Here is a 25,585-nt window from a genome sequence, read left to right as displayed (position 1 = left end):
CCGTTGGAGGTCGCCGAACTGCATCGCGTCTTCCCGTCCGCTGCGCATCGAAGCCGCGCCGGACGTCCCCGTCTTGAAGTCGTTGTCCCACATTGCCGCTATTAACTGGAGCGCTTTTGTCCAGTATTGTATATTTCCCTGGTTTTGTACGATCCTCCGGGAATCTCCGCGCACTTTCAGAAGATCGGCTGCTTTGACGTTGACGTCGGGTAATTAAGCTGAGACTTGGGGTCAACTTTTAATATCGGATGGAGTGGGGCGATGAAGCTAGTTCGTTTCGCCGTGTTGGCGATGATCGCCCTTTGCTGGCCCGGCAGGCACGACCTTGCGTTCGCTGCCGAGAGCGCGACTTATCCCATCACGATTAAGCACGCCTTCGGCACGACCGTCCTGGAAAAGAAGCCGGAGCGGGTCGCAACCGTTGCCTGGGCGAACCACGAAGTACCGCTGGCTCTTGGCATCGTTCCGGTCGGCATGGCGCGGGCCAACTTCGGTGACGATGACGGTGATGGCATTCTGCCATGGGTGGCCGCACGGCTGGACGAGCTCAAGGCTGAAAAACCGGTGCTTTTCGATGAGGGCGATGGCATCGATTTCGAGGCGGTCGCCGCCACGCGACCGGACGTGATCTTGGCGGCCTATTCCGGTCTTAGCCAGGCGGACTATGACACCTTGAGCCAGATTGCACCTGTCATCGCTTATCCGGAGGCTCCCTGGTCAACCGACTGGCGCGAGACGATCCGGTTAAACAGCGCGGGGCTCGGCATGGCTGCTGAAGGGCAAGCGCTGATCGCCAGCATTGAAGCAGACATTGCCCAAACGCTTGGCGGTCATCCGGAACTCAAGGGCAAAACGGCGATGTTCATCACGCATCTGAGCTCCTGGGACCTCAGCACCGTCAATTTTTACACGACCAACGATACGCGCGTCCGGTTCTTCGCAGATCTTGGGCTCGCGTCGCCGAAAAGCGTGGTGCAGGCGTCGCAGCCTGGTAAGTTCTCAGGTTCGGTGAGCGCCGAAGAGATCGATGCCTTCGACGATGTCGATATTCTCGTGACCTACGGCGACGGAATGCTATTCGATGCTTTGAAAGCCAACGCGCTGATGCTGCACATGCCTGCCGTTGCACGAGATTCGATCGTGATGCTCGGCAACAACGCGGTCGGCAATGCCGCCAATCCCACGCCTCTGTCGATCAGTTGGGTCCTGAAGGACTACGTGAAGCTGCTGAGCGAGGCAGCCAAGAAGGCGAAATGAAGGCAGGGATCGTCAAGATATCGGACCGGCGTTGGTCGCCGGTTTCCCGTTCCAACCGCATGCGAAGTCTTTGGCTGGCAGCGCTTTTCGCGCTCCTCATCCTCTTGCTTGTCGCCTCTGTCACGGTCGGTACGCGCTATGTCGGGTGGGGAGATATCCTCGCGGCGCTGGCCGGAGCGCAAGACAATATCGGTCGTGCATCAGTCGCCTTGCGCATCCCTCGGACCTTGCTGGCACTGTTGGCCGGCGGTGCCCTCGGCCTGGCCGGAGCGATCATGCAAGGCGTGACCCGCAATCCGCTTGCCGACCCTGGCATCCTCGGGGTCAACATGGGCGCGTCTCTTGCTGTCGTCGTCGGCGTCGCGTGGTTCGGGATGTCGTCGCTCTATGCGTATATCTGGGTGGCGATCCTGGGTGCCGGGTCCGCCGCGATCTTCGTCTACACCATAGGTTCGCTCGGCAGGGGCGGCGCAACACCTCTCAAGATGGCGCTCGCGGGTGCGGCAACGTCGATCGCGTTCTCGTCCTTGCTTATCGCCATCGTTTTGCCCCGTGGCGATATCGCGGGCGGTGTTCATTCCTGGCAGATTGGTGGTGTCGGTGGTGCGACTTACGAGCGCATCCTTCCCGTCTTGCCGTTTCTGTTCACAGGTTTCCTGATCAGCCTGTTGTCGGCCAGAAAACTCAACTCTCTTGCGCTCGGCGACGAGCTTGCAACCGGCCTTGGTGAAAGCGTTGCAACCGCACGCGCCGTCGCCTCCATCGGCGCCATCCTTCTGTGTGGCGCCACGACCGCCGTGTGCGGGCCGATCGGCTTTCTCGGCCTGGTCGTGCCGCATGCCTGCCGCATGCTGATCGGCGTCGACCATCGATGGCTGCTGCCTTTTTCGGCGCTTGCAGGCGCGTGCCTCTTGCTTGCTGCGGATGTTGTCGGGCGCACCGTCGCGCGCCCCTCGGAGATCGACGTCGGCATCGTCACCGCGCTGATCGGTGCGCCTTTCTTCATCTGGATCGTCCGGCGCCAGCGCGTGAGGGAACTGTGACAACTTCCTCGTCCACCCCCGATGTCGTCATCGCACACCGTCGCAAGCGCGTGCGCAGGCATGCGTTCATTCTTGCCGTGTTGCTGGCCCTGGTCGTAGCGATCTTCACCGTCACCTTGTCGGTTGGGCAATCCATCACACCGCCGGGCGATGTCTTGCGGGTGTTGATGGGGGAAGCGGTTCCTGGCGTATCCTTCACGGTGGGACAACTGAGGTTGCCGCGCGCGGTGATGTCGGTTCTTGCAGGCTTGTGCTTCGGACTGGGCGGCGTTGCGTTTCAGGTCATGTTACGCAATCCGCTCGCTAGCCCGGATATCATTGGGATCAGTTCCGGGGCGGGGGCGGCTGCCGTTTTCGCCATTGTCGTCCTGTCGGTGAACGGACCGATGGTCTCGGTCATCGCCGTTGTCGCGGGCCTCGGGGTTGCTCTGCTCGTCTACGGCCTTTCCTTCAAGCACGGCGTCGCCGGTACCCGGCTGATCCTCGTCGGTATTGGCGTCTCCGCCATGCTTCAAAGTGTCATCGCCTACATTTTGCAGTCAGCACCGGCCTGGAACTTGCAGGAAGCGATGCGTTGGCTGACCGGCAGCGTCAACGGGGCTCAGCTCGGCCAGGCGCTGCCGCTCCTGCTCGCCCTCCTCTTCTTCGGCGGGCTACTGCTCGTTAGCGGTCGCGATCTTGAGACGCTGCGCCTTGGCGACGAAATAGCGGCCGCCCTTGGAACGAGGGTGTCTCGGACGCGGATGCTGGTGATTGTAGCTGCGGTCGGCCTGATCGCGTCGGCGACCGCCGCGACGGGGCCCATTGCTTTCGTCGCGTTCCTGTCGGGACCGATCGCCGGCCGGATCGTACGAAACGACGGCTCGCTGCTGATACCGTCTGCGCTGACGGGCGCCGTTCTGGTGCTTATGGCCGACTATGTCGGTCAGCACCTTCTGCCGGGCCGCTACCCAGTTGGGGTCGTAACCGGAGCACTTGGAGCGCCTTACCTCCTTTACCTCATCGTTCGCATCAATCGGATCGGAGGGTCATTATGACCGATCATCTGCTCGTCGCCAGCGGATTGACGGCCGGCTACGACAACACCGAAATCCTGCGCGAGCTCGACCTCGCCATTCCCCCGGGTAAGATCACGGTGATCGTTGGCGCCAATGCCTGTGGCAAGTCCACATTTCTTCGCACGCTCTCGCGATTGATCGCGCCCAGCGAAGGCCAGGTTCTGCTTGACGGCAAGTCCATCCACCGGACGCCGTCGCGCGAGCTCGCCCGCACGCTGGGACTTCTGCCGCAATCGCCGATCGCCCCGGAGGGTATCACCGTGGCCGACCTCGTCAGCAGGGGACGGCATCCGCATCAAAGCCTGTTTTCTCGATGGACGCGACGGGACGACGAGGCGGTCGACAGTGCACTTGCGGTAACAAAGACAATTGATCTTGCCGAACGGCCGATCGACGAGCTCTCAGGCGGCCAGAGGCAGCGCGTCTGGATTGCGATGGCCCTCGCACAGCAGACCGACATCCTGCTACTCGATGAACCGACGACCTTTCTCGACATCAACCATCAGATCGAAGTGCTCGATCTTCTGACCGATCTCAACGGTACACGTGGGACGACGGTCGTCATGGTGCTGCACGATCTCAACCTTGCTGCCCGCTATGCCGACCATCTCGTGGCGATCGCTGGTGGGCGTGTGCATGTTTCGGGCACGCCGGAAGATGTGCTCACAGAAGAGACCGTACGGCAGGTTTTCGGGCTCGAAAACCGCGTCATCAGTGACCCGACTTCAGGGCGGCCGATCATGCTACCGATCGGGCGACACCGGATGTCCGCCATCGGCGGCATGGGTGATGCATCACAAAAGGAGAGCGCATGAACGCGGCTAATTTCAAGCTGTCCGGTATAGCCGTCCCCGTCAGTCCGGCCGACATGCTCGAGGAGATCTGTGAGCATTTTGTCGAGCATGCCGAGGTCGAACGGAAAGACGACCTTGTGGTATTGCGAAGCAAGCTCGGCGTCGCCCGCATCAGGATTGAAAACGCACAGCTGCAGATCGAGCTCGACTGCCCGACGCGCGAAACGCTGCACATGAGCCGCACGATCCTGGCGGAACATCTTTTCTATTTTGCCGAAGACCAGCCGTTCGAATTGACCTGGTCGGAGCCAACTTCTCTGTCGGCGCTTCCGAACCTCCACGAGGTGACCGTCGTTTCCGCACACGATGTCACGCCGCATATGCGTCGCGTGATTTTTTCCTGCACCAATGTGACGCCTTTCGTGCATGGCGACATGCACGTCCGCCTGTTGGTGCCGCCGAAGGGCAAACCGCCGGTCTGGCCCGGCTTCCGGGAAGACGGCCGTATCGCTTGGCCGGAGGGTGAGAACGCGCTGCTTGTCCGGGTCTATACCATCCGCGCCGTCGATTGCGATCGGGGCGAGTTGTGGATCGATTTCCTGCAACACCCAGCTCCCGGCGTATCGACACCAGGTGCGGATTTTGCCCGCGACGCAAGACCTGGTGATGTCGCCGCCCTGCTTGGCCCGGGCGCAGGCGGACTGCCGGAGGCGCGGTCGAATTTGCTGATCGGGGACGAGAGCGCGCTGCCAGCTATAGCGAGGATTGCGGCGGAGGCTCCTCCTGGAACCAACTTGCGTGCTATCATCGAGGTTGAGGACAAGGCGGAAGAGCAGCCGCTTCAAACCGATGGCGTGCTCAATGTGCAATGGTTGCACCGGGCGAGCTACCCGAACGGCGCCGCCGATGTTCTCGTGTCCGAGGCGAAAGCAGCAATTGAGGGGGCCAACGACGAGACGTTTGTCTGGGTTGCCTGCGAAAAGACGGATGTACGAACGATCAAGACATTTCTCAAAGCGCGGAAACATGATCGCAGGATGATGTATGTTGCCTGGTACTGGGAACGCGATGTGAACAACGCATGACGTACTGATGGGGACCCTGTTCTTTCCGCGGGCGAAGGATCTCCGGCGCGACTGGTAACGGAACCACTCCACTAGGCGCCGCCTGCAGCTTGAGAACAGACACGCAAGGTCGTTTCGAAGGAGCTATCGGCCGTGATCAAGCTTGAGAAGGTGCGCGATCTCGACATCGATGTGGGCTCGGCTTCCCGTTCCTTGCACCTAAGTGCTGCAAGCGGGCTGCAATGCCTGGGTACGGCGCTTTATGTGATCGCGGACGACGAACTTCACCTTGGAGTGTTTCCGGTTGCTGGCTCAGGTCGAGGTCGCTTGATCCGTCTGTTTGACGGCGAACTGCCCGAGACGAAGGGCGACCGCAAGAAACGCAAGCCTGATTTGGAAGCGCTGACCTTTCTCCCGCCTTTCTGCGACCTTTCGTATGGGGCGCTCTTTGCGATCGGTTCTGGATCGCGGCCCAATCGTAAAAAAGGCGTTCTGCTCGGTCTCGATGCGCAGGGCGCCATCTCCACACCTCCCAAAAACGTTGATCTCTCATTCATTCTCGATCCGCTCGCGGGGGAATTTGGCGAGCTCAACATCGAAGGCGCAGTGGTTGTCGGTGAAGAACTTCTCTTGCTTCAGCGCGGCAACAAGCGCCGCAATGACAATGCCATCGCTCGCTACCCGCTGCGTGCGGTGCTCAACGCGCTTTCGAACGATCAAGTTGATCCGCTGGGGCCCTCAGCGGTCGATCGCTTCGATCTGGGCGCCATCCAGGGAACGCCCTTCGGTTTTACGGATGCGGCAGCCTTGTCCAATGGAGACATGGTCTTCAGTGCCGTGGCTGAGAATACGGAGAATGCCTATCTTGACGGTCCGTGCCTTGGTGCGGGCATTGGAATTGTCGACGAACGAGGCATCCTTGTTGCCTTTGATCTACTCGAATACCCGCACAAGATAGAGGGCATACATGCCACCGAGGGCGACGGGGCTGTGGAACTTCTTCTTGTGACGGATGCTGACAACCCCGAAATCCCTGCGAGCCTGTTTTCAACACAGATCGCCCGCTAGTTGGCTGACGCTCTCGCCATCACGAAACCGTGCCCTCATTTGTTCGCCGCCTCGATTGGTCGGCGACCGAAAAGGCGCTAAGTTTCCACTCCGTTCATCATCGAATTCGGGAAGGAGATCGGAATGTCTGGCATCCGTTTCGAGCGCCGAACCTTGCTTGCCGCTGGCGCTGCCTTTGCTGTGGCAGGGCTTGCAAGCCTCAAGTTGCCTGCCCGTGCCGCGGGGCTTGCCGCGACCCCCTCGATGCGCGGGGGAGCCAACAACTACATGCCCGGTGCTCCGATCGTCGAGCGCATCGGGGGCGGCGGCTTCTGGATGTCGGGCACGGTGCGCCGGGCCGGCGACGGCGCCCCTCTGGCGGGCCAGCGCATCCAAATTTGGGCGCATACCACCGAAGGCAGCGAACGCGACTGGCACAGTCACGGCGCGACGCTGACCGACGCCAACGGCGCGTTCCGGCTTGAAATGCCGCAGATCGTGCCGGCGCTCGGCCAGGCACATGCGCACCTCACCTATGACAGCGGCGAGTACGAGACCGTTTTTCTTCGGCCTTTGCTATCTAGTCCGAAGGACACCAGCCTCGAGGCACATTTCGTCTTGCAGCCGGCCTGAGCTCGCTTTGTTGCACTTGGCCCGCGCTCTGCTGATCTGGACCGGCCTGGCGTTTGCGATCATCATGCCGATGACTTTTGCCGCGACGAGCGAATATCTGGCCTCGCGCGACCCGGTCTATATCGCGGCCAGCTTTGCCGGCGTGGTGGCGCTCTGCCTCGCGCTGGTGCAGCCGCTGCTCGCGGGCGGCTGGCTTCCCGGCCTCCACTTGCTGCGCGGACAGCGGGCCCACCGCGCGGTGGGCGTCATCCTGATCGCGGCGGTTGTCGTTCACGTCGTGGGCCTGTGGATCACTAGTCCACCCGATATAGTTGACGCGCTGCTGTTGCGCTCGCCGACACCGTTTTCTGTCTTCGGTGTCGGCGCCATGTGGGCACTTTTCGCCGCCGCATTGCTCGCTGCGCTCCGGCGTCGCTTCTCGGCGCATGTCTGGCGGGTGGGTCATAAGAGCCTCGTCAGCGTCGTCGTTTTTGGCGGCGCCGTCCACGCTCTCTTGGTCGAGGGCACGATGGAGACGACATCGAAGGCCGTGCTTTGCGCTCTGGCGATTGCCGCAACCTTGGCCGCGGTGGCAGCCTCCGGGCGGCGCGCAAAACGGCATGCTCTCGGCAAGAAATGAGCGTCTGGAACCCGGGACGTCGTAGGATCGAATGCTCGTGTCGTCGGACTTGGGAAGCGCGCTTATCGCGGACGATTGCTGTCGTGGCAAGCGAGTGCGACTTTGTGTTGGAAGGCTTGCCGCGGCGCATGGACAAGCTGCGGGTTGAAATGGCGGCCATTGCAATGGCGTTGAGCGCTGGGGGACGAATAAACACCTGATGCCGACCGACCAACCGAAGTGTCGGCCGCGGTGTGCTAGTGTGTTCTGGTTTGCTGGTTCCCGATCGAATGCAGCGCCATAGCTTGAAATCGGAGGGACGAGGCACCAGTTCAATTTTGGGCCATAGGGAATGAAACCAGCCCGATCTTTGCCCGGCAAGAGAGAAGCGGTGAAGAAAAGATGAATGGTAAAGACCTCCGCTTTGAAGATGACTTGATGCTCGGCGTGCCGGCGAGGGGCGGGCGGGCGGCTCTCCAAGCTATTTCATCTCACCTGGCGCAGCGCACGCGCGTCCCACCCGATGTCATTTTAGATGGCCTGCTTGAACGGGAAGCTCTTGGTTCCACGGGTTTCGGGCAAGGCTTTGCCTTGCCGCACGCGTTTATTCCGGGTTTGGTAGCTCCGACCAAAGTTCTTGTTACCCTGCGCGAACCGATCGAGTTCAACGCACCTGACGACGAACCAGTCGATATATTGCTCGCGGTGATATGGCCCCACGGCCAACATGACGGCTTCTTGCAATTCCTCTCCAAGCTTTGTCGTGTCTTTCGCTCAAGGAAGCTGTTGGCCGCCCTACGAGGGGTACGATCTGAAGCAGAGGCCTTAATCGTGATTTCGGCGAGCGCTTCTAAAGCTGCTCTAAATGCACAAAGCTCTGTTACGGCCTCATACGGCCCGCTCGTGCGGTAGATGACCTGCTAACGTCACGAAACCATTCGTCTGGGCACGGAGCTGTCGCAGCGCCAGTCTTGGATACCACACTGGGGACATCCCTCTGAAAATGAGAGTAGGATCCTTCAGTGGAGGAAAGAGATGCAAGTCGGCTTGTATGAGCCCGTCACTCTGAGCCAAGGGGTGTGAGCTATCGATGACACCAGGACCAGAAAATTACAAAGAGCTTCTGCTTTTTCTGACGACGGCCGGCGTCATTGTACCACTGTTTGGGCGATTGAAAGTGAGCCCGGTTTTTGGTTTTCTCGCAGCCGGCATCCTGCTTGGTCCCTTCGGTCTTGGAGCGCTCGTTGGAGATTGGCCGTGGCTCTCGGCAATCTCTATCACTGACGCTGGGCAGATCGCGCATCTTGCGGAGTTCGGCGTGGCGTTCCTGCTTTTTATGATCGCGCTCGAGCTGTCGTGGAGCCGTCTTCTGCTCATGCGCAAACTCGTCTTCGGATTGGGTGGCTTGCAGGTTCTCACCGCGACAGGCATCCTCGCGGCGATTGCGGGCTTGCTGGGCCAGACACCGGCTTCAGCGGTGGTGCTGGGCAGTGCGCTCGCCATGTCGTCGACGGCGATCATCATACCGTCGCTTGTTGAGCGCAGACTGCTGAACACGACGGTTGGACGGGCCAGTTTCGCCGTACTGCTCTTCCAGGATCTCGCGGTGGCGCCTCTTTTGTTCATGGTGACGATTTTGGGCACACGTGGGGGGACGGGGCTCGGTGCCGGCCTGTTGTATGCTCTGGCGCCAGCCGTTGTAGCGCTTTTCGCGATGGCGGGCCTCGGTCGCCTCATTCTGCGCCCTTTGTTCAAGCTGGTCGCAACGACAAAAAGTAACGAATTGTTCGTCGCTGCATGCCTGTTGGTCGTAGTTGGCTCCGGTCTAATCACAGCCCTCAGTGGTCAGTCGATGGCGCTGGGTGCTTTCGTTGCGGGTCTCTTGCTCGCTGAAACCGAGTATCGTCGTCAGGTCGAGGTTACCATCCAACCGTTCCAGGGGCTTTTGCTTGGGCTTTTCTTCGTCTCCGTGGGAGCTCGCCTGGATCTATCCGAGATCATTGCCAACCCTGTCGTCACCCTTGGCGTCGCCATCGGCCTTTTTGCCACAAAGGCTCTCACCCTTTTTCCCATCGCGCGCCTATCAGGACTAACGACCCGCAATGCCGGCGAGGTCGCGCTTGTATTGGGACCTGGTGGCGAGTTCGCATTGATCCTTATCGGTGCTGCTGTGGCCGGCAATGTGGTCCCTGGTGCCGTTGCCGCCACTGCCACGGTTGCGGCAACCTTAACGATGATCGGCGTTCCCTTGCTGGTGCGACTGCTAGACCGCGACCGGGCACCTGCCGGTGCGGTCGATCCTTCGTTTGCAGGATTAACGCCTGAGCATGACGACGGCTTGGAGCGTGTGATCGTGGTTGGATATGGACGTGTCGGGCAACTGGTCGCTGAGATGCTCACGCGACATGGGTTGAAGTTCCTGGCGGTCGACGCCGATCCCGTGCTTGTCGGCAAGGAGCGAGGGCGCGGCACCACGATCTATTATGGCGACGCCACCCGAACCGAGTTGCTTCGACGCTGCGGAATCCAGAGTGCTCGCGCGCTTGTTGTGACCTTGGACGATGCCGAGGCAGTGGCGTCTATCGTCTCTTCTGCAAGATCCGAGCGGGCGGATCTCACTATTGTCGCGCGCGCACGAGATGCGGTGCACGCAACTGAATTATACGAGCTCAAAGTGACAGATGCGGTGCCAGAAACCATCGAAGCCAGCCTCCAGTTGTCGCAGGCGGTGCTCGTTGGCATCGGCATTCCCATGGGGCCAGTGATAGCCTCCATTCATGAACGTCGGGATGAGTTTCGCAGGATGCTACAGCCAGAGGACAGTTCTGGCAGGGAACGGCATGCGATCCGACCGCGAAAATTGACGTGATACGAAATCACTCCAAAGCACGGGGAAATGTTCCGGGGCTGCCATGGAAGAGCGGTATCTCACACGTAGGGATAAGAATTGTCGAAGTCGGCTTATCGTCAGGCGGCGTGTATCAATTTGGTATTACTTGACCCCTTTTCGATCATCGATCTATATTAAAGCTGCTAGCGAAAACAAACCTTCGCGATTGTAGCTTACGTGGCATCAATAAGGTTAAGGTTCGGGTTTCTGCCGCTCGAAAGTTTCGAGTGCGTTGAAACCATGTGCTTCCTATGCCGATATCAATCTACGTAAGACTATTTAGACTGTGGGCCTAGATACTAAGAGCATCGCTGACGTTCTCTTTTTATCGGCGCATGATCGGTGTGGCGCTGCCGGCAGGCGGTTCCTTCGAAGGAAACCTGGGCATGTCCATCATAATTAGCGTCCTGGTCACGGCCCTTATCATCCCCTTGGTGCTGTATCTTGTGCAAAAACTTCCGATTGACTCGACGATGAAGCAGATGGCCCAGATCGTTGTTGTAGTCGTCGGCATAATTCTATTGCTCAGCTCTCTGGACGTATTCTGATCATTGCACTAGCTTGCCATTACTCGATCCAGACGACGGTTCGGCCAGGAGTTGCTCACTGCCCGCCTTTGCAACGAAATTGAAGCCGGTGTTATCGAGACTCTATTGTGAAGGTTGCCGCCCGCGCCGTGAAACTGCGTTTTTGGGGCCTGTCCAGACGAGCTATTATGGACACTGTTGGCTGCCGGAAGCCTCCTCGCCGGGTTCGGCTTCACCATGGCTCCGTTCCTGCCGAGCTTCTGATTCCGTCAAGCTCGGCATTCTCAGCGCTTCCGTCATCTCTGCAGCCCTGGGTATCCTGGCGCTGAACTGGCTGATATCTCCTGGCAGTTGTCGTAGCTCGCTCCATCGGCGCCGCTCCGCGTTCTATTGTCTGGGTCGGCGATTGCCTGCCCTCAACTCGCGAGAGACGCGGCCGGGCATAGTAGCACCCCGTCTACGCGATGTTCGAACAGCCACCCCTCGAGTGCGGGAGTAAGACCGCATACATTCGGCTTAACTTGAAAAGCGGAATAATAATTCCGCGTCTGAGGTGCTCGTCTCCCGTGCCACCGGCAGACCTTAGATGCCACCACGGTGAACCTGAAAATGGAATTGAAACAACGCTTGCGCTAAAGGGGCGGCCAAAACCACAGGATCAGAGGCACGCCCAGCACGACCACAATGAACGAGAGCGGCAGCCCCAACTTCCAATAGTCGCTGAAACGATAACCGCCGGGTCCCAACACCAAGGTGTTGCACTGGTGCCCAACAGGCGTAAGAAAATCACAAGCCGCCCCCACCGCGACTGCCATCAAAAAGGCGTCCGGATTGTAGCCAAGGCGCTGAGCAAGGGTGACAGCGATCGGCGCGACGACGAGAACGGTGGCTGCATTGTTCAGGAACGGTGTTGCGGCCATTGCGACCACCATGATCATTGCAAGGGCCCCATAGGGAGGCAACGTGGCAGCAAGTTGAGCGAGGCCGCCGGCGATTAGGTCGGCACCACCGGTCACACGGATCGACTCGCTGACCGGAATGAGAGCGCCCAACATTATCAGTATGGGCCAATCGACAGCCTCGTAAGCTTCCCGAAGCGAAAGTGAACCGAGCATTACCGTCAGCACGGCAGCCGTAAAGAAGGCCGTGGAGACGGGCAGCAGGCCGAATGCCGTTAGCATCATGGCACCAGCCAGGACCACCACCGGCATCAGGCCTTTTCGGGGGTTCCCCAAGCGGATTTCGCGTCCGACCAACGGAAGAAGTCCGAGTTCCATCAACCTGGTCGGGAGAAGCACGAGATCGCCCTTCAAAACGAGAACGTCGCCTGGTCTTAACACGATGTCGCGCAATCGATCAGTGAATCGTTCGCTGCTTCGGCTTACCGCGAGTAGATTGATATTGAAGCGATCATGCAGCGCCAAACGTTTGGCGGTTTGCCCGATCAAGACTGATTTCGGGCCGATCACTGCTTCAATTCCGGCAATCTCCTCATCGGCTCCCTTTGCTTCCGTCGGGCGGTCGTGCCCCTCAAGTTCCAAACGCGCACGACTGATGCCCCGTTCGAGCGCCTGAGGGTCTCCTTCCAACAGAACGATATCGCCTTGATGGAGAATGACCTCCGGCAGGGGCATCAGCGGTTCGACCCGATTGCGAATGAGGCCAGTGACCAGAACCTCCTCGTCCAACAAGATCGACAGGTGACGGATCGACTTGCCGATGACGGACGAAGTCGCAGTGATGCGGGCCTCTGTCATGTAGTCGTTAATGTTCAGCGCCTTCTCCATTGTCGCGGCCGCCTTGCGCTCCTTTGGAAGCAGCCGGTAACCAAACGCCAGAAAGATCACGCCCGCTGCGGCAAGCCCTATGCCGACGGGGGTGAAATCGAACATGTTGAAAGGGCGGCCCGTCAGTTCCTCGCGCATCCGGGAGACGACGATGTTTGGCGATGTTCCGATGAGAGTCGTGAGACCGCCAAGCAAGGAAGCGAACGCCATAGGCATGAGAAAAGACGACGGGGAGGCTTTCGACCGGCGCGCCATCTGGAATGCGACTGGGATCATCATCGCCAAAGCGCCGATGTTCTTGATGAAGATGGAGAGTACCGAGACAGTCGTCACGAGAATGACAACCTGACCCTGGACAGAGGTCACGCTTGGCGCCGCCCGATGGAGGAGTGCCTCTATCACGCCACTTCGCTCAATCGCGGCGCTGACGACCAGCGCGCTGGCTACAATGATGACAATGTCGTCGCCGAAGCCGGAAAACGCTGCCTTGTGGGGCACTATCCCGGTGAAAACTGCGGCAAGCAACGCGAGAACCGCAATGAGGTCGTAGCGGAGCCGTCCCCAAATGAAAGCGACCATCAGGCCGATCAGAATGGCGAAGGCGAAAGCCTGAGCCTGTGTCATGGATAAAGTCCCGACCAACTCTTCCCAATGCCGGGCCCATTTTACTCGCCTGAAAGAGCTAATGTCTGGATTGCTTACCAGCTTTTTTTCAAAGGCGCGGCACCCCGAACGTCCATCCAGGACGTTTTCCAGCCTCGTAGCCCGGATGCACGCATGATCAGGCGACTACAGGATGCTTCCGAAGAGGACCGAATAGACAATCACTGCAATCGCCAGCGTAAACGCAAGCGATACCAACAGGCGCGTGAAGTCGTACGTAGAGAAGCGGGCGGGAATGAGGTTTTTCATAACGATCTCCTATGTTTCGTCGAGATTCCCAACGAGCCGCGTTACCGCGCTTCACGATAGTGCGCGACTGCAACTCGTGCTGACCTTGCTGACGACGTCAGCTGGAACTTGGATGTTGGCCATAATGCTCGCTACGAGTTCGTCACGCTTCGCACGATTGGCGTAGCCCTGAAGCGTTGCGAGATCCGTGCTGGTGGCAGTAGCCATTCGTCCAGCGGTGTCTGAACAGATGCCGGCAAAGGCGTCCACTCTGGCCGTTTCTGCCGCCAGATTGCTGGCAGTCGTAGTGGTGAGCCATCCCGCATTGAAGCCGATGATTGGGCTGAAGAAAAGCCCGACCACCAAACCAATGGCGTAGGGTTTTGCATGTTCAAGGATTTGTCCGAAGGTCATGGATTAATTCCCTTTAATCAGGTGATTATCGGGATCGTTGCGGGCCCGCGCTCCGACCAGGAGCCAATGGCAATCCAGATTTACTACAGTGCGCTTTAAAAGATTTAATGTAAACAACCAATTCAATTGTTCATTAAAAAGTACGTTTCAAATAATTATCGTGCATAAATTTGAGCCGAAAACGACCGCATCTCGATTTATCAGTGCTCGTATATTTATAGAGTCTGGACGTATTTTTCGATAAAACAGATTAGCAATTAGCAAACAAAGTAAAGACGTATTCAAGGCATAGAGAGTTTTGATTGCTTTTGGCGCAAGATTGGCTTTTTGCTTTACCAAACTTATCGATCTCGATTTCGCATATTCACCTGCGGCGCGCTGCGCAGTGATTGACGCCAAACGGCCCGATCCCGGCTGAATCTCGCCCACGTATGCCGCAGAAAAGGAGGGCAGCGTGTTGCCCGGACGAAACATCGAAAGTCCATTTCGACCGACCATTTTGGATGCTAGACCTCGGCGAGATAGTGGCACCTGGCGAATAGCCGCAATCTTGCCGTCACCCTAACCGTATCGGCAACGTTAAAGTGTCACCATCGATCCCGACCGGTCTGTCAGTGGGCCATAGAGATCGCGCAAATATTTCACCCCGTGCGGCGGAAACGATCCACATCGCCAAATCCGCTTCAGGTACATCTCGCCTCGGTATCGCATCCGCAATGATGAACTCGGCCACGAGCAAGAGAGCAACGAAAGACAATCCGCAGCCGATGAACAGGGCATGGCGGCCGATAGCAGAGCAGTGTCGCCAGTCGTGGTACATCGGCTGCCGCAATGAAAAGCAAACACGAAGAACACGCGTTCGTCATCAGCGAATGGGAATCCGAAGGGGGGGCGCCGAACAGGTCTGAACAGCTCGGTCAGTATGGTCGCCGTTTCGACGGAGACGGAACCTATTCGATTTATCACCTCTTCACGGGAAAGACCGCAGAAATAGGCACCTGGAAGATGGAAGGGCTCAGCCCTAAAAATGCAGCGCGAGCGCTGCGTATTCTCAATAGCCCCAAGCTGGCCGGCAGTCGCCTCCGCCCGTGAAGAAACATTCGCAGCGTGTGTTGATAGGAGGCGCTGCGGCCCGGCGTCTGCCCAGCATTCCATCGGCCGAAGCCCTACTACGTTCGGAGATCGCTATTCCATGCTCAGAGCCCGCTGCGGAGCCGATACCGCCGGTTGCACTCCCAGGCGTTACCGGAGCTCTGAACCCGGCGACGTCAACGGCTGACTATGTCGTCCGATGCGAGTATGTTGGAGGGCGTATGCCTGCAATCTTTACTGTGCCTTGGTACCTTGCTTCAGGCGAATGCTGACGGGCCGGCCCTCCGCATGCTGGACCTCGAACTTGTTTGTCTTTCGGATGAGGTCGCTGAGCTTTCGAAACCCCAAGGTACGCGGATCAAAGTCTGGTGCCAAGTTGAGCAGTTGCTTGCCAACAGTACCGAGGTTTACCCAACCTTCCTCGGTTTCTTCTTGGGCAAGAACTTTTTTTATCAACGGCACGGCGGCGCTCACCGGTTGCAAGGACTTTGCGGCTGATGCGGTATCCTGTTCGTCTTTCCCTGCGTCTGCGAGCAGGTTCTCAGTGTAGATGAATCGGCGGCAGGCCTGCCGGAAGCTCTCCGGAGTCTTTTGTTCGCCAAAGCCAAAAACGTCGATGCCCTGCTCGCGAATACGGGCGGCCAAACGCGTGAAATCGCTATCGGACGAAACGAGGCAGAAGCCATCAAAACGACCACTATGCAGCAGGTCCATGGCGTCGATCACGAGCGTGATATCTGAAGCGTTCTTGCCGGTGGTGTAGGCGAACTGCTGCTGGGGAATGATCGCGTGTTTCGCGAGCACATCCGCCCAGGCCTTGGAACGCGTGCCCGAGAAATCGCCGTAAATGCGGCGGACACTCGCTTCCCCGATCTTTGCCACCTCTTCGAACAACCCGTCGGCGATCTTTGCCGAGGTATTGTCAGCGTCGATAAGGACCGCCAGGCGTGGTGATCGAGGCTCGAACGGCATGCTTTGCTCCTCTCGTCCAATCATCAAAGCTTAGCAGCCGGTTCGCCATAGCACTATCCGGCTTTCCAGCCAGCACTCTTTTTCACCCACATCAACGCCATCAGCATCGGGCCGAGGGAGAATTCCCCCGGCCTTTTGCCGATCAGATCCCTGAGATAGCCGCCTGGCGAAACTGATATACCCCGCCCCAAGGGTGATCACGCTTACATTTATGGAGGCGTAGTCCGGCAATTGGAGATTGCTGGTCCTTTGGAGATGCGAAAGGTCATCTGAAGATGATTGTGCGGCTTGACAGAGGGCCCATGGCGGCAAGCCGCTAAGAGAAGACGGGAAACGTCATGGGCGATGGTCAACGGCGTCTGGCGTCGCGCCAAATAACAGCTCTGAACAATGGCGAGCGGGTTTACCGTCGCCCACCGCTGGCGCCGGAACGAACGCGCATTTGGCGCGTTACATCCTACGTTGGAGTACGGCAGGAAATAGCATCGTCAATCATCCTGATCGACGATAACCAGGTACTCCCAAGAGGCCCCGATGGATATCACCACACTACTCATCATCGTTCTCGTTGTTCTCTTGCTGGGCGGCGGCTGGTACGGTCGCGGTCGCTGGTATTGAGCCGTTCGTCACGGGCGGGCACTCCCCTATCCTGGACTGATCGGATTTCTCGAAGCGATCCCTTTGAGGCCCATCGTGACCGGATCGCAGCATTATGGGTCAGTGAGTTCCGCGCATCCCTAGCTCCGAGAGTGTTTCAGCAACGCCCGTCGGAGCTACTCGTTCTGAACCTCTGACCGCTGCCAGGTTTCAGCGTTTCCGCAGTGGCCGTCCAATGACTTGCCATGCGAGGCGTCGCCCCGCTTTCTGGCAAAACGGCGATCGGTCCAGAGGAGGCGGATCGGTAATGTTAGATCTTCGCAGCTGGATAGGCTCTGTACTCGCTCTCGGTGCGCTTACACTTCTATTTGTCGGCTGCGCGCTGGTCCTTTGGCCCTTCCTGTCGGCTTTGCTATGGGCTGCGGTTATCTGTTTTTCGACGTGGCCTCTCTACCGCCAATGCGAACGTGCCGTCGGAGGATACCGTGCCGCTGCCGCGGCGATAATGACGATGGTGGTGGTCTTTGCTTTGGCAGCACCGCTTGCGTTCTTTGTGACCGCGCTCGTGGACGACATTGAGAACCTGGCAGAAGCGATTACGCAGGTCCTGGAGGAAGGGCCTTCGGCGCCACCCAACTGGGTCAACGGTCTACCCATCATCGGCGAAGGCGTCGCGGCCTACTGGGAGAACCTCGCTCACGATGCTCCAGCGTTCATAGCTGAGCTCAAGAAATTAACAGGCCCAATCACGGACATCGCGCTTTCAGGCGGAGCGGCCCTCGGCGGCGTCCTGATTGAACTTGCCCTCAGCATATTCATCACCTTCTTTCTGTTTCTGCATGGTCGTCGCATGATCGGCTTCATGCGCCAGATCAGCGAGCGCGTTGCTGGCCCGCGGTCCAAGAGGCTGCTGACGGTCATCGGTGCGACCGTAAAGGGGGTCGTCTATGGGATGATCGGAACCGCGCTTGCGCAGGGCTTGCTTGCCGGTACCGGCTTCTGGATCGCCGGTGTGCCCCAGCCCGTATTGTTGGGTTGCCTAACTTTTGCGCTGTCATTCGTGCCGGGTGGTCCACCGTTTCTTTGGGTGCCGGTGGGGCTTTGGCTTCTGCTCCAAGGTTCCATGGGCTGGGCGATTTTCGTTGGCTTGTGGGGTTTTCTTCTTGTCAGCAGCATCGACAATTTCCTGCGGCCGTACCTGCTCAACCAAAACACCAATCTGCCGGTGTTGCTCAGTTTGTTTGGACTGGTTGGCGGGGTGCTCGCCTTTGGGTTGATTGGGCTCTTTCTTGGGCCCACATTGTTGGCGGTCGCGTACAATCTGTTTCTCGAGTGGGTGGCAGCCGAGATCGAGGGACGGGTCCAAGCAGCCTCCGGCTTGCCCGTGGATTTGGCAACCAGCTCAGAGAACTGAGCAACGTTGTAAATCGGGCCTTACTGAAGTTCCTGTCTGGCTGGGCGCTTCTCACCGGCGGCCCGGCGATAGCAATGGCCTGGCAGTGACCTCATGCTTTGCCTGTCGAGGAGATAGCGGCTACCGGCACCAAAGTGAGCAATGCAGAAGAAAACGGCAATTGGTGCCCCATCCGATCAATGGACTGTCTCCGGCGTTGCGAGATCAGGCTGTACGCCGCCACCTTCGTTTTCCCAGCGGTCGACATCTTCACACGGGAAAGGTGGCGAGAGCATTTCGATCTGGCTCATCAGAATGGTGACGAGCGCTGCTTCGGAGCAAGTGCCGCGTTGAAAAGCCGAGATCAGCAATCGAGCTGCGGCTCGTCTTTTCGCGCGGTGCCACGCACTCCCGACATCGAATATCCCGACGGTGTCGAGCACCCGTTTGAGCATATCGAGGGGAACGGGGACATGGGAGGCTACGTTGGAAGACATCTTGTCCTCCTTTGGTTGGAGGCATATCCGCAGACCGAACTTGAGGCCTGCTTAAGAGTTTGCCTGCCATCACTGTGATCCCGCTGCAAAGATATGGGAAGCACTTTCGTGATCGCAGTCTGATATCATGAGTTGGAGACGACAGACTGGACCCCCGGCTTTAGCCGAGAAGCTTTGCTAGAGTCCCGGTCCCGACGCGAAGCTTGAGACCGTAGCCTTTGCCCGGCTCGATAAAAGGATAAGGCCGGGCTGGTGTTTGCGTCAGGCCGCTTTTCGGCGGTCTGATTGACGACCTTGGTGGCGGTCGCGGTCAGGGCAATCTCCGCGCCTGCTCTTCGTCAAGCGTCGTCAGAAGCAGCTTGGCGGCGTCTTTCATGCCCAGCTCCAGCGCCCAGGTCCTCAGCGCGCCGTTAGCGTGACATTTGTGTTCGACAGCCTGTGCGGCTGCAAGCAGTCCGGCGTCGAGCGCGGGCGAACCTGGATACTCTTCCATGATCGAGGCGCCTTCCCATGATCGCGTCACACGTCTTTTCAGGCTTTTTGCCGGTGATCCTGAACACTTCGTCCAGCCGCTCGACATGGACCTTTGTCTCTGCGAGATGCTTGATAGACGCGTCTTTGAGGTGCTTGCTCTCGGCGGCATCGCGCATCACGTGTTGGAGCGCACATGTTACCTGACGGTGCGCCGGTTTAGCGCCCGGGCCAATTCAATAGTTCGCCAGCCTTCATGTCGTTCTCCCCTTTCTTCAGGGATTCCAGCACACGAACCTTCGCGAATGTTCCACACATCCCGGTTGGCCTACGCTGACCTTGAATTGACCTCAATTGACGGGCATGCTCATTAAATCGATTTAAGCCTGCTTGGCTTCTCGCGCGTCAGAAACTCTCGCCATTTCCCCCTTAGATCGTCGCGTCGTAGCGCTGCGCCATGCAGCGGTATCGGCCCACAACCATCATCACAAACGAGATCGCGTGCCGGCTACAAATGCCGGTATGGAGAGGAGATGTCATGTTCGACTGAACGATCAACCGGACAATCCATTTCGACCGGCCGTTCAGATTGCCGGGCGTTGATGAGACAATAGTTGCGGGCGACTACGATATAGGTGCCGATCGAATGGCATAACTGCCTAGCCTGCCGTGATGTTGCCACCGCCATCAAATGGCCCGTGACAGTCGAGAACCGCTCCGGCAAGCGAATGATTCCAATTGAACCCGACGAGATGGCGCGTCTGATCGCGCTTGGTGGCGCCGGAATATCAGATGCGCCAAGACAGGAGATAGACGCAAATGGAATCTACCCATCGAAAAAATGAGATTGTCATCGCGCGCTGGCAGCGAGACGGTGGGGCACCCGGTAACTTGGGCAAACTCTATCAATACGGCAGGCGTGTGGAAGGTGACGAGTCCTGGACGATTTACCACGTGTTTACGGGAGTGCCGGCCCATATCGACTCCTGGACGATGACCGGTCTCGATCAACAGTTGGCCTCCGATGTGCTTCACATCCTCAATCGGCCTCTCCAGATCTAGGAGGAGGCGAAACGGGTGCCCGAATTCAGCGAGAATGGGAACGACTTGATGAACGTCGCGGAAATCGACCTGCTGAGGCGTGTGTCGACGCAGTTTGCGCAAGGTATCAGATACAACGGTTCTCGTGCTGAACATCTCGCACGGCTTCTGGTGTCCGAGTTCCGAGTATCCATTTCGAACGAAAGCTCTCTCTTGGCCGCTGTGCTACCAGCCTACGTCAGGCGGGAGAACGCGCCATCTGGATTAAACAGCGGAGGGTGAGTTGATATGTCGTCTTCAACGACGCAGGACGACAACAACGAGCTGCCGCCCTTCTGTCGGAAACGTTATCCGTTTCGGCGATTTCGACTTTGCGACACGAGCCGATCGAGCGCGTGCAGCCGACTTTACGCGCCCGCATGTTGCGCGCAACATATTCGCCGCAAGGAAGGTCAATGCTCACGTAAATCTTGCGGCCAAGACGTTTTTGCCGTCCATCAGTTGATGGCCTCGGCGGTTGCCCAGAGGGATATATTCATGAAGCGGCGCCACTTGGCGCACGTTCTCAGCTCTTCACGCGCAATGGCGCATCATTGAAAGGGTGTCCCGTGCCAAGACAATCATTTGTACAGAGCGGTCCTAAAGAACCTGCGGCGGTGCGGACGCTTGCAAGAAAGACGGCCTCTTCTGTTGCTGCCGCCGACATTCCGGTCGTCGGCATCGGCGCGTCAGCTGGCGGCATCGAGGCACTGAGCAGCTTTTTTGACGCCATGCAGGTTAACAGCGGCTGTGCCTTCGTCGTAGTGCTGCATCTCGATCCGAAGCGCAAAAGCGAGATGGCGCGCATTCTTGGCTCTCACACTAGAATGCCAGTCGTGCAGGTCGAAGGCGCACTATCGCTCGCGCCCGACAGCGTCTACGTCATTGCCCCCGATACGGATCTCAAGCTGGAATCCCAGCGGCTGAGAGTATCAAGGCCAGCGGAGCCTCGCGGGAAGCGGCATCCGATCGACGTGCTGTTTGCGTCGATCGCGGCGGAACGCCATGAGCGCTCAGTTGCAATCGTGCTTTCGGGGACCGGAAGCGACGGCACGGAAGGCCTGAAGCAGATCCGGGCGGAAGGCGGGATGAGCCTGGTGCAATCGCCCGAGACTGCCAGATTCGATGCTATGCCGCGAAGTGCGATCGCTGCTGGGCTTGCCGACCATGTGCTGGCTGCCGAGGCGATGCCAGCAATCCTGGTTGCGTATCTCAAGCATGGCTATGTTTCCAGCATGGCTATGTTTCCGATCCCGCCGGGGTCGAGCCCGGTCACGTGGCGGGCGAAGCGGCGATAGAACAGATCCTGGACGTCGTGCGCGCTCGAAACGGGCACGATTTCGGCAGCTACAAGCGCAACACCCTGAGGCGGCGCATTCATCGTCGCATGGGGCTGAGAAACATCAACACACCCTTGGACTATGTCAAAGATCTCCGGACCGACGCCGGCGAGGCGGCCGCCTTGGCGGCCGACCTGATGATCAGCGTGACCGGGTTCTTCCGAGATCCGGAAGCATGGAGGGCGCTCGCCAGCCTCGCAATCGCGCCACTCGTTGCAGAACGCGACAGCGGCAGTGAGATCCGCATCTGGGTTCCTGCCTGTGCCACGGGAGAAGAGGCCTATACCAACGCCAGGCTAATAACCGAGCAGGCGGAGGCCGCCGGAAAGCGGTTCGATCTGAAAGTCTTTGCCACCGACGCGCTGGAGGGGAATCTGCACAAGGCGCGTGACGGCATTTATCCCGCATCCGCGCTCGCAGATTTTCCGCCAGAACGTATCTGCCGTTTCTTCGAAAAGCTTGATGGTTGCTTCCAGGTCAGAAAGGAGCTCCGCGACTCGGTCGTGTTCGCAGCACACAACGTGCTTCGCGATCCGCCGTTCTCTCGGCTCGACCTCATTTCCTGTCGTAATTTCCTGATCTATCTGGAGCCGGAGGCACAGCAGCGCGTCATCGCGCAATACCATTTCGCGCTTCGTCCGGGCGGACATCTGTTCCTCGGCAATGCCGAGACGATCGGACGGCATGATGAGCTCTTCGACACCATCTCGAAGAAGTGGCGCATTTATGCCCGCACCGGACCAACCCGCCACGATCTCATCGACTATCGGCCTCTGCGCGGATCGGTTGGCGCGGGAACTGCGGGCGGGCCGCTCGCCACGCCAGCGGAATCGGCGAGGCTGGCTGAGACTGCGCGCCGGGCCCTGCTGGAGCGCTACGCGCCTGCGTCGGTGTTGATCGATCAGAAAGGTCGTGCTCTATATTTCCATGGGTCGACCGGCGACTATCTGGAGCAGCCTTCGGGAGAGCCCACCAGAGATCTGCTCGCCATGACGCGGGAGGGATTGGGCCTCAAGCTACGCGGTGCGCTGCGAGAAGCCACGAAGGGCGACAGGACCGCCACGGTTCATGCGCGGGTGCGACAGAACGGAGCGTCGCGGCGGGTCGCCATGACCGTGATGCCGCTGCCGGCTTCGCCACAGGGCGGCAAACTGATACTGGTGAGCTTTACGGCGGATGAAGCGTCTGCCGCGTCAGGCGATCCAGCCGGCCACGACGTGCTCGAAACGACGTCCGGCGAGCGGGCACTTCAGGAAGAACTGATCTCGATGCGCGCCGAGTTGCGCAACACCATCGAGCACCTCGAGACCGCCAACGAGGAGCTGAAGGCTTCAAATGAGGAAGCGATCTCGATGAACGAGGAACTTCAGTCCACCAACGAAGAGCTCGAAACCTCCAAGGAAGAGCTACAGTCCTTCAATGAGGAGCTGAACACCGTCAACAGCCAGCTTCAGCACAAGATCTCCGAGTTGGAGCGCTCCACCAATGATCTGAACAACCTTCTGGCCGGCTCGGAAACGGCAACGCTGTTTCTCGATGAGAAGTTAGCAATCACTTGGTTCGCGCCGGCGATGAAGGAGCTTTTCAACCTCGTGACTTCCGACATCGGTCGACCAATCGCCCACTTTGCGCGCAAGTTCTCCGACGAGAACCTGCTCGATGATACGCAGACAGTGCTCAGCAAACTCACGACCATCGAGGCCGAAATTCGCGCGGACACCGGGCGCTGGTACCTCCGTCGTATCCTGCCTTACCGCACGCGAGACAACCGCATCGCCGGCATCGTGATCACTTTCAGCGATATCACTGAACGAAGGGCGGCCGCCGAGGCCGTTGACGACGCGCGCCTCTACGCCGAGGCGATCGTCAGGACGGTGCGGCAACCCCTGATCGTTCTCGACGCCGAGCTGCGGGTGGTCTCGGCCAATCCCGCCTTCTACGATCTGTTCAAGGTTTTGCGGAAAGACACCGAGGGCAGGCTGCTCTACGCGCTTGGCAACGGGCAGTGGGACGTTCCCGCCCTTCGGATGTTGCTTGAAGAGGTGCTGTCGAAGGACCAGGAACTTTCCGACTACGAGGTCGAACACGAATTTCGCGAGATCGGCCGGCGCAGCATGATACTCAATGCCCGCAAGCTCTCCGAAGGCGACGGCCGAGACGGACTGATCCTGCTCGCCATCGAGGATGTCACCGAACGCAGAGAGGCCGATAGCATTGTTCGCACCAGTGAACAGCGCCTGAGGGATCTTGTCGGGTCGCTGCCGGGCGCAGTTTACACCACTGACGCGGAAGGCCGGATCACGTCCTACAATCCGGCTGCCGCTGAATTGTGGGGACGCAGTCCGGATCTGGGCACGGCGTGGTGCGGCTCCTGGCGTTTGTATCGACCGGATGGCACGGCCCTGCCGCACGAGGAATGCCCAATGGCAATTGCCCTGAGGGAGAAAAGATCGATACACGCTGCCGAAGCCGCGGCTGAGCGACCCGACGGCGTGCGCGTACCCTTCCTGGCCTATCCGACCCCTTTGCGCGACGCCTCCGGCGAGGTCACCGGGGCGGTGAACATGCTGGTGGACATCTCCGAACGCAAGCAGGCCGAGGCGGTGGCGCAACGCCTGGCCGCCATCGTCGCCTCGTCAGACGACGCGATCATCAGCAAGTCGCTGGAGGGCGTCGTCAAAAGCTGGAACATCGGCGCAGAGCGGCTGTTCGGCTACGAGGCCGATGAGATTGTCGGCCAATCGATAATGACCCTGGTTCCGCCGGACCGCCACGATGAGGAGCGGGATATCCTGGAGCGTGTCCGAAGGGGCGAGCACATTCAGCACTACGAGACGTTGCGCCAGCGCAAGGACGGAAGCGAGATCTGGGTTTCATTGACGATCTCACCGCTCAGGAATGCCGTGGGCGTTGTCATCGGCGCTTCGACCATCGCACGAGACATGACTGAACGGCGGCGCGCCGATCAGCATCGCATAACCCTGATGGGGGAGCTCAACCATCGCGTCAAGAACACGATGGCGGTCATTCAGTCGATTGCGGCGCAGACCCTTGGTCACGCCGCGACGCTGGAAGAGGCGCGAGAGGCCTTCGGGTCGCGGCTGCTCAATCTTTCCAAAGCCCACGATGTATTGACGCGAGAGAGCTGGCAGAGCGCAGATCTGCGCGAAATCGTCGTCGATACGGTAGGGCCGCACGCCGGGGGAGAAAACCGCTTTCGGATCGAAGGGCCGCGGGTCCGCTTGTCGCCGAGCGCAGCCTTGGCAGTCGCCATGGCACTGCATGAGCTTTGCACAAACGCTGCGAAGTACGGCGCGCTGACTTCGGAAACCGGGCACGTCTTGATCGCCTGGGAACTGCAAGGCCGTGGCACCGAAAGGCGGTTTGTTCTGCGTTGGCAAGAAAGCGGGGGCCCTCCCGTGATCGAGCCAACGCGAAAGGGTTTTGGCTCACTCCTGATTGAACGGGCACTGGCTTCGGAACTGCGAGGAGAGGTTCGTGTTGGCTACGAGATCACCGGCCTTGAGTGCACGATGGTCGCACCAATTCCCGCCGGTGAAGACTTCCTGGGAGGGCGAAGTGGCCAGAGCGGAGGGGCGGCGGATTCTGATCGTCGAGGATGAAGTTCTCATTCTCTAAACCTTGAGGACCTTCTCACTGAAATGGGACATGAGGTCGTGGCTTGCCGCAGCTAATGCCGCGACGCATCTAGCAGCTCAAAGGAACTCGATTTTGCCCTTCTCCACATAAACTTAGGTAGAGATACGTCGTTTCCGGCCGCCGCCATCTTGCCCGCAAGATATTCGGCTTCGCTGCCGCGTCCGGAATAACGGGCTTTTTAGCGTGACACGGCGACTTGGCTGAAATCCGCTCATGCACAAGCAGGAGCAACGACCGCTTCGCCGAAATGTCCATATCTTCCCGACCTTAGCCGGCAATAGGCCGCATGCAGGTGAGGAATGTTATTTCATAAAACCGGGGTACTGCACCTCTTCGCGATTTACGCCTTCCGAATCCAACCGAATCGGAGTGGGCTGCGCGACGTCGCCCATGTACCATGTGCGACAAGCCAGTCGCGCAACTAGCTCGTGACGAGTGACGCTGTCTGCAAACATTGAGCCCGAGCATGCGCCGTCCGGC

The 25,585-nt window shown here is 59.0% G+C and carries 21 protein-coding genes and 2 pseudogenes; 17 read left to right on the top strand and 6 right to left on the bottom strand.

From position 1 onward, the window contains the following. The first annotated feature begins 261 nt into the window (after positions 1–261). The 12 genes and pseudogenes from ASD01_RS04310 to ASD01_RS36460 all read left to right on the top strand — a co-directional run. A complete protein-coding gene (locus ASD01_RS04310) occupies positions 262–1,257 on the top strand; it encodes an iron-siderophore ABC transporter substrate-binding protein (protein ID WP_060520245.1) in 996 nt (331 codons plus the stop codon). Continuing rightward, positions 1,254–2,300, top strand: a complete 1,047-nt coding sequence (locus ASD01_RS04305) for a FecCD family ABC transporter permease (RefSeq protein WP_060520244.1) — start codon at positions 1,254–1,256, stop codon at positions 2,298–2,300. The genes ASD01_RS04310 and ASD01_RS04305 overlap by 4 nt, the downstream gene beginning before the upstream one ends. Continuing rightward, complete coding sequence (locus ASD01_RS04300) at positions 2,297–3,337, top strand: FecCD family ABC transporter permease (protein ID WP_060520243.1); 1,041 nt, start codon at positions 2,297–2,299, stop codon at positions 3,335–3,337. Before ASD01_RS04305 ends, ASD01_RS04300 begins: the two co-directional genes overlap by 4 nt. Beyond that, entirely contained in the window at positions 3,334–4,173 is an 840-nt protein-coding gene (locus ASD01_RS04295; protein ID WP_060520242.1) for an ABC transporter ATP-binding protein, read from the top strand. The genes ASD01_RS04300 and ASD01_RS04295 overlap by 4 nt, the downstream gene beginning before the upstream one ends. Next, complete coding sequence (locus ASD01_RS04290) at positions 4,170–5,237, top strand: DUF2218 domain-containing protein (protein WP_060520241.1); 1,068 nt, start codon at positions 4,170–4,172, stop codon at positions 5,235–5,237. The genes ASD01_RS04295 and ASD01_RS04290 overlap by 4 nt, the downstream gene beginning before the upstream one ends. A gap of 132 nt (positions 5,238–5,369) precedes the next feature. Continuing rightward, the gene (locus tag ASD01_RS04285) at positions 5,370–6,284 is read left to right on the top strand and encodes a DUF6929 family protein (RefSeq protein ID WP_060520240.1); all 915 of its coding nucleotides are present in this window, start codon (positions 5,370–5,372) and stop codon (positions 6,282–6,284) included. Positions 6,285–6,407: 123 nt separating this feature from the next. Continuing rightward, positions 6,408–6,896 carry a peptidase associated/transthyretin-like domain-containing protein gene (locus ASD01_RS04280; protein ID WP_060529278.1) on the top strand — a complete coding sequence of 163 codons (489 nt, stop codon included), beginning with the start codon at positions 6,408–6,410 and terminating at the stop codon, positions 6,894–6,896. Positions 6,897–6,906: 10 nt separating this feature from the next. After that, a complete protein-coding gene (locus tag ASD01_RS04275) occupies positions 6,907–7,515 on the top strand; it encodes a ferric reductase-like transmembrane domain-containing protein (RefSeq protein WP_244495192.1) in 609 nt (202 codons plus the stop codon). A gap of 381 nt (positions 7,516–7,896) precedes the next feature. Next, complete coding sequence (locus ASD01_RS04270; protein ID WP_060529277.1) at positions 7,897–8,406, top strand: PTS sugar transporter subunit IIA; 510 nt, start codon at positions 7,897–7,899, stop codon at positions 8,404–8,406. Between the two features lie 178 nt (positions 8,407–8,584). Continuing rightward, positions 8,585–10,363, top strand: coding sequence for a cation:proton antiporter domain-containing protein (locus tag ASD01_RS04265; protein ID WP_060529276.1), 1,779 nt, complete (start codon positions 8,585–8,587; stop codon positions 10,361–10,363). Between the two features lie 407 nt (positions 10,364–10,770). Further along, entirely contained in the window at positions 10,771–10,932 is a 162-nt protein-coding gene (locus ASD01_RS37360) for a Thivi_2564 family membrane protein (protein WP_089046019.1), read from the top strand. A 153-nt stretch (positions 10,933–11,085) separates the two neighbouring features. Beyond that, a pseudogene (locus tag ASD01_RS36460) lies at positions 11,086–11,257 on the top strand (Na+/H+ antiporter NhaA); the annotation flags it as partial. Positions 11,258–11,543: 286 nt separating this feature from the next. Here ASD01_RS36460 and ASD01_RS04255 read toward each other — a convergent pair. The 3 genes from ASD01_RS04255 to ASD01_RS04250 form a co-directional block, all read right to left on the bottom strand. Then, positions 11,544–13,322 carry an SLC13 family permease gene (locus tag ASD01_RS04255; RefSeq protein ID WP_060520235.1) on the bottom strand — a complete coding sequence of 593 codons (1,779 nt, stop codon included), beginning with the start codon at positions 13,320–13,322 and terminating at the stop codon, positions 11,544–11,546. Positions 13,323–13,487: 165 nt separating this feature from the next. Beyond that, positions 13,488–13,610 (bottom strand): hypothetical protein, encoded by a 123-nt coding sequence (locus tag ASD01_RS37200; RefSeq protein ID WP_029742645.1) that lies wholly within the window; start codon positions 13,608–13,610, stop codon positions 13,488–13,490. 51 nt (positions 13,611–13,661) lie between these two features. Next, positions 13,662–14,003: a hypothetical protein gene (locus ASD01_RS04250; RefSeq protein WP_029742644.1), complete on the bottom strand. Its 342-nt coding sequence runs from the start codon at positions 14,001–14,003 to the stop codon at positions 13,662–13,664. Between the two features lie 831 nt (positions 14,004–14,834). On the opposite strand from ASD01_RS04250, the gene ASD01_RS04240 reads away from it, so the two are divergent. Continuing rightward, complete coding sequence (locus ASD01_RS04240) at positions 14,835–15,095, top strand: hypothetical protein (RefSeq protein WP_060520234.1); 261 nt, start codon at positions 14,835–14,837, stop codon at positions 15,093–15,095. A 234-nt stretch (positions 15,096–15,329) separates the two neighbouring features. Here the strand turns inward: ASD01_RS04240 and ASD01_RS04235 are convergent, their stop codons facing one another. Beyond that, entirely contained in the window at positions 15,330–16,067 is a 738-nt protein-coding gene (locus ASD01_RS04235) for an NYN domain-containing protein (RefSeq protein WP_060643581.1), read from the bottom strand. 904 nt (positions 16,068–16,971) lie between these two features. Between ASD01_RS04235 and ASD01_RS04230 the strand changes: the two genes are divergently transcribed. Beyond that, positions 16,972–18,078, top strand: a complete 1,107-nt coding sequence (locus ASD01_RS04230) for an AI-2E family transporter (protein WP_060643580.1) — start codon at positions 16,972–16,974, stop codon at positions 18,076–18,078. Between the two features lie 176 nt (positions 18,079–18,254). On the opposite strand, the gene ASD01_RS35345 is transcribed toward ASD01_RS04230, so the two are convergent. Both ASD01_RS35345 and ASD01_RS35935 read right to left on the bottom strand, forming a co-directional pair. Continuing rightward, on the bottom strand, positions 18,255–18,554 hold the full coding sequence (locus ASD01_RS35345) for a hypothetical protein (RefSeq protein ID WP_089046020.1): 300 nt from the start codon (positions 18,552–18,554) through the stop codon (positions 18,255–18,257). Positions 18,555–18,864: 310 nt separating this feature from the next. After that, positions 18,865–19,204, bottom strand: a pseudogene (locus tag ASD01_RS35935) (DUF892 family protein). A gap of 640 nt (positions 19,205–19,844) precedes the next feature. On the opposite strand from ASD01_RS35935, the gene ASD01_RS04215 reads away from it, so the two are divergent. The 3 genes from ASD01_RS04215 to ASD01_RS04205 all read left to right on the top strand — a co-directional run bounded on the left by ASD01_RS04215 (position 19,845) and on the right by ASD01_RS04205 (position 25,068). Then, complete coding sequence (locus ASD01_RS04215; protein ID WP_060529273.1) at positions 19,845–20,087, top strand: hypothetical protein; 243 nt, start codon at positions 19,845–19,847, stop codon at positions 20,085–20,087. A gap of 635 nt (positions 20,088–20,722) precedes the next feature. Next, entirely contained in the window at positions 20,723–21,403 is a 681-nt protein-coding gene (locus ASD01_RS04210; protein WP_060643579.1) for a chemotaxis protein CheB, read from the top strand. Beyond that, positions 21,382–25,068, top strand: a complete 3,687-nt coding sequence (locus ASD01_RS04205; RefSeq protein WP_060643578.1) for a PAS domain-containing protein — start codon at positions 21,382–21,384, stop codon at positions 25,066–25,068. The genes ASD01_RS04210 and ASD01_RS04205 overlap by 22 nt, the downstream gene beginning before the upstream one ends. Positions 25,069–25,585: the final 517 nt, after the last annotated feature.

The organism is Ensifer sp. Root423 (assembly GCF_001426275.1).
Taxonomy (GTDB): domain Bacteria; phylum Pseudomonadota; class Alphaproteobacteria; order Rhizobiales; family Rhizobiaceae; genus Ensifer; species Ensifer adhaerens.
Note: the sequence above shows the minus strand (reverse complement) of the source record. Positions and strands in the feature narration are given on the sequence as shown.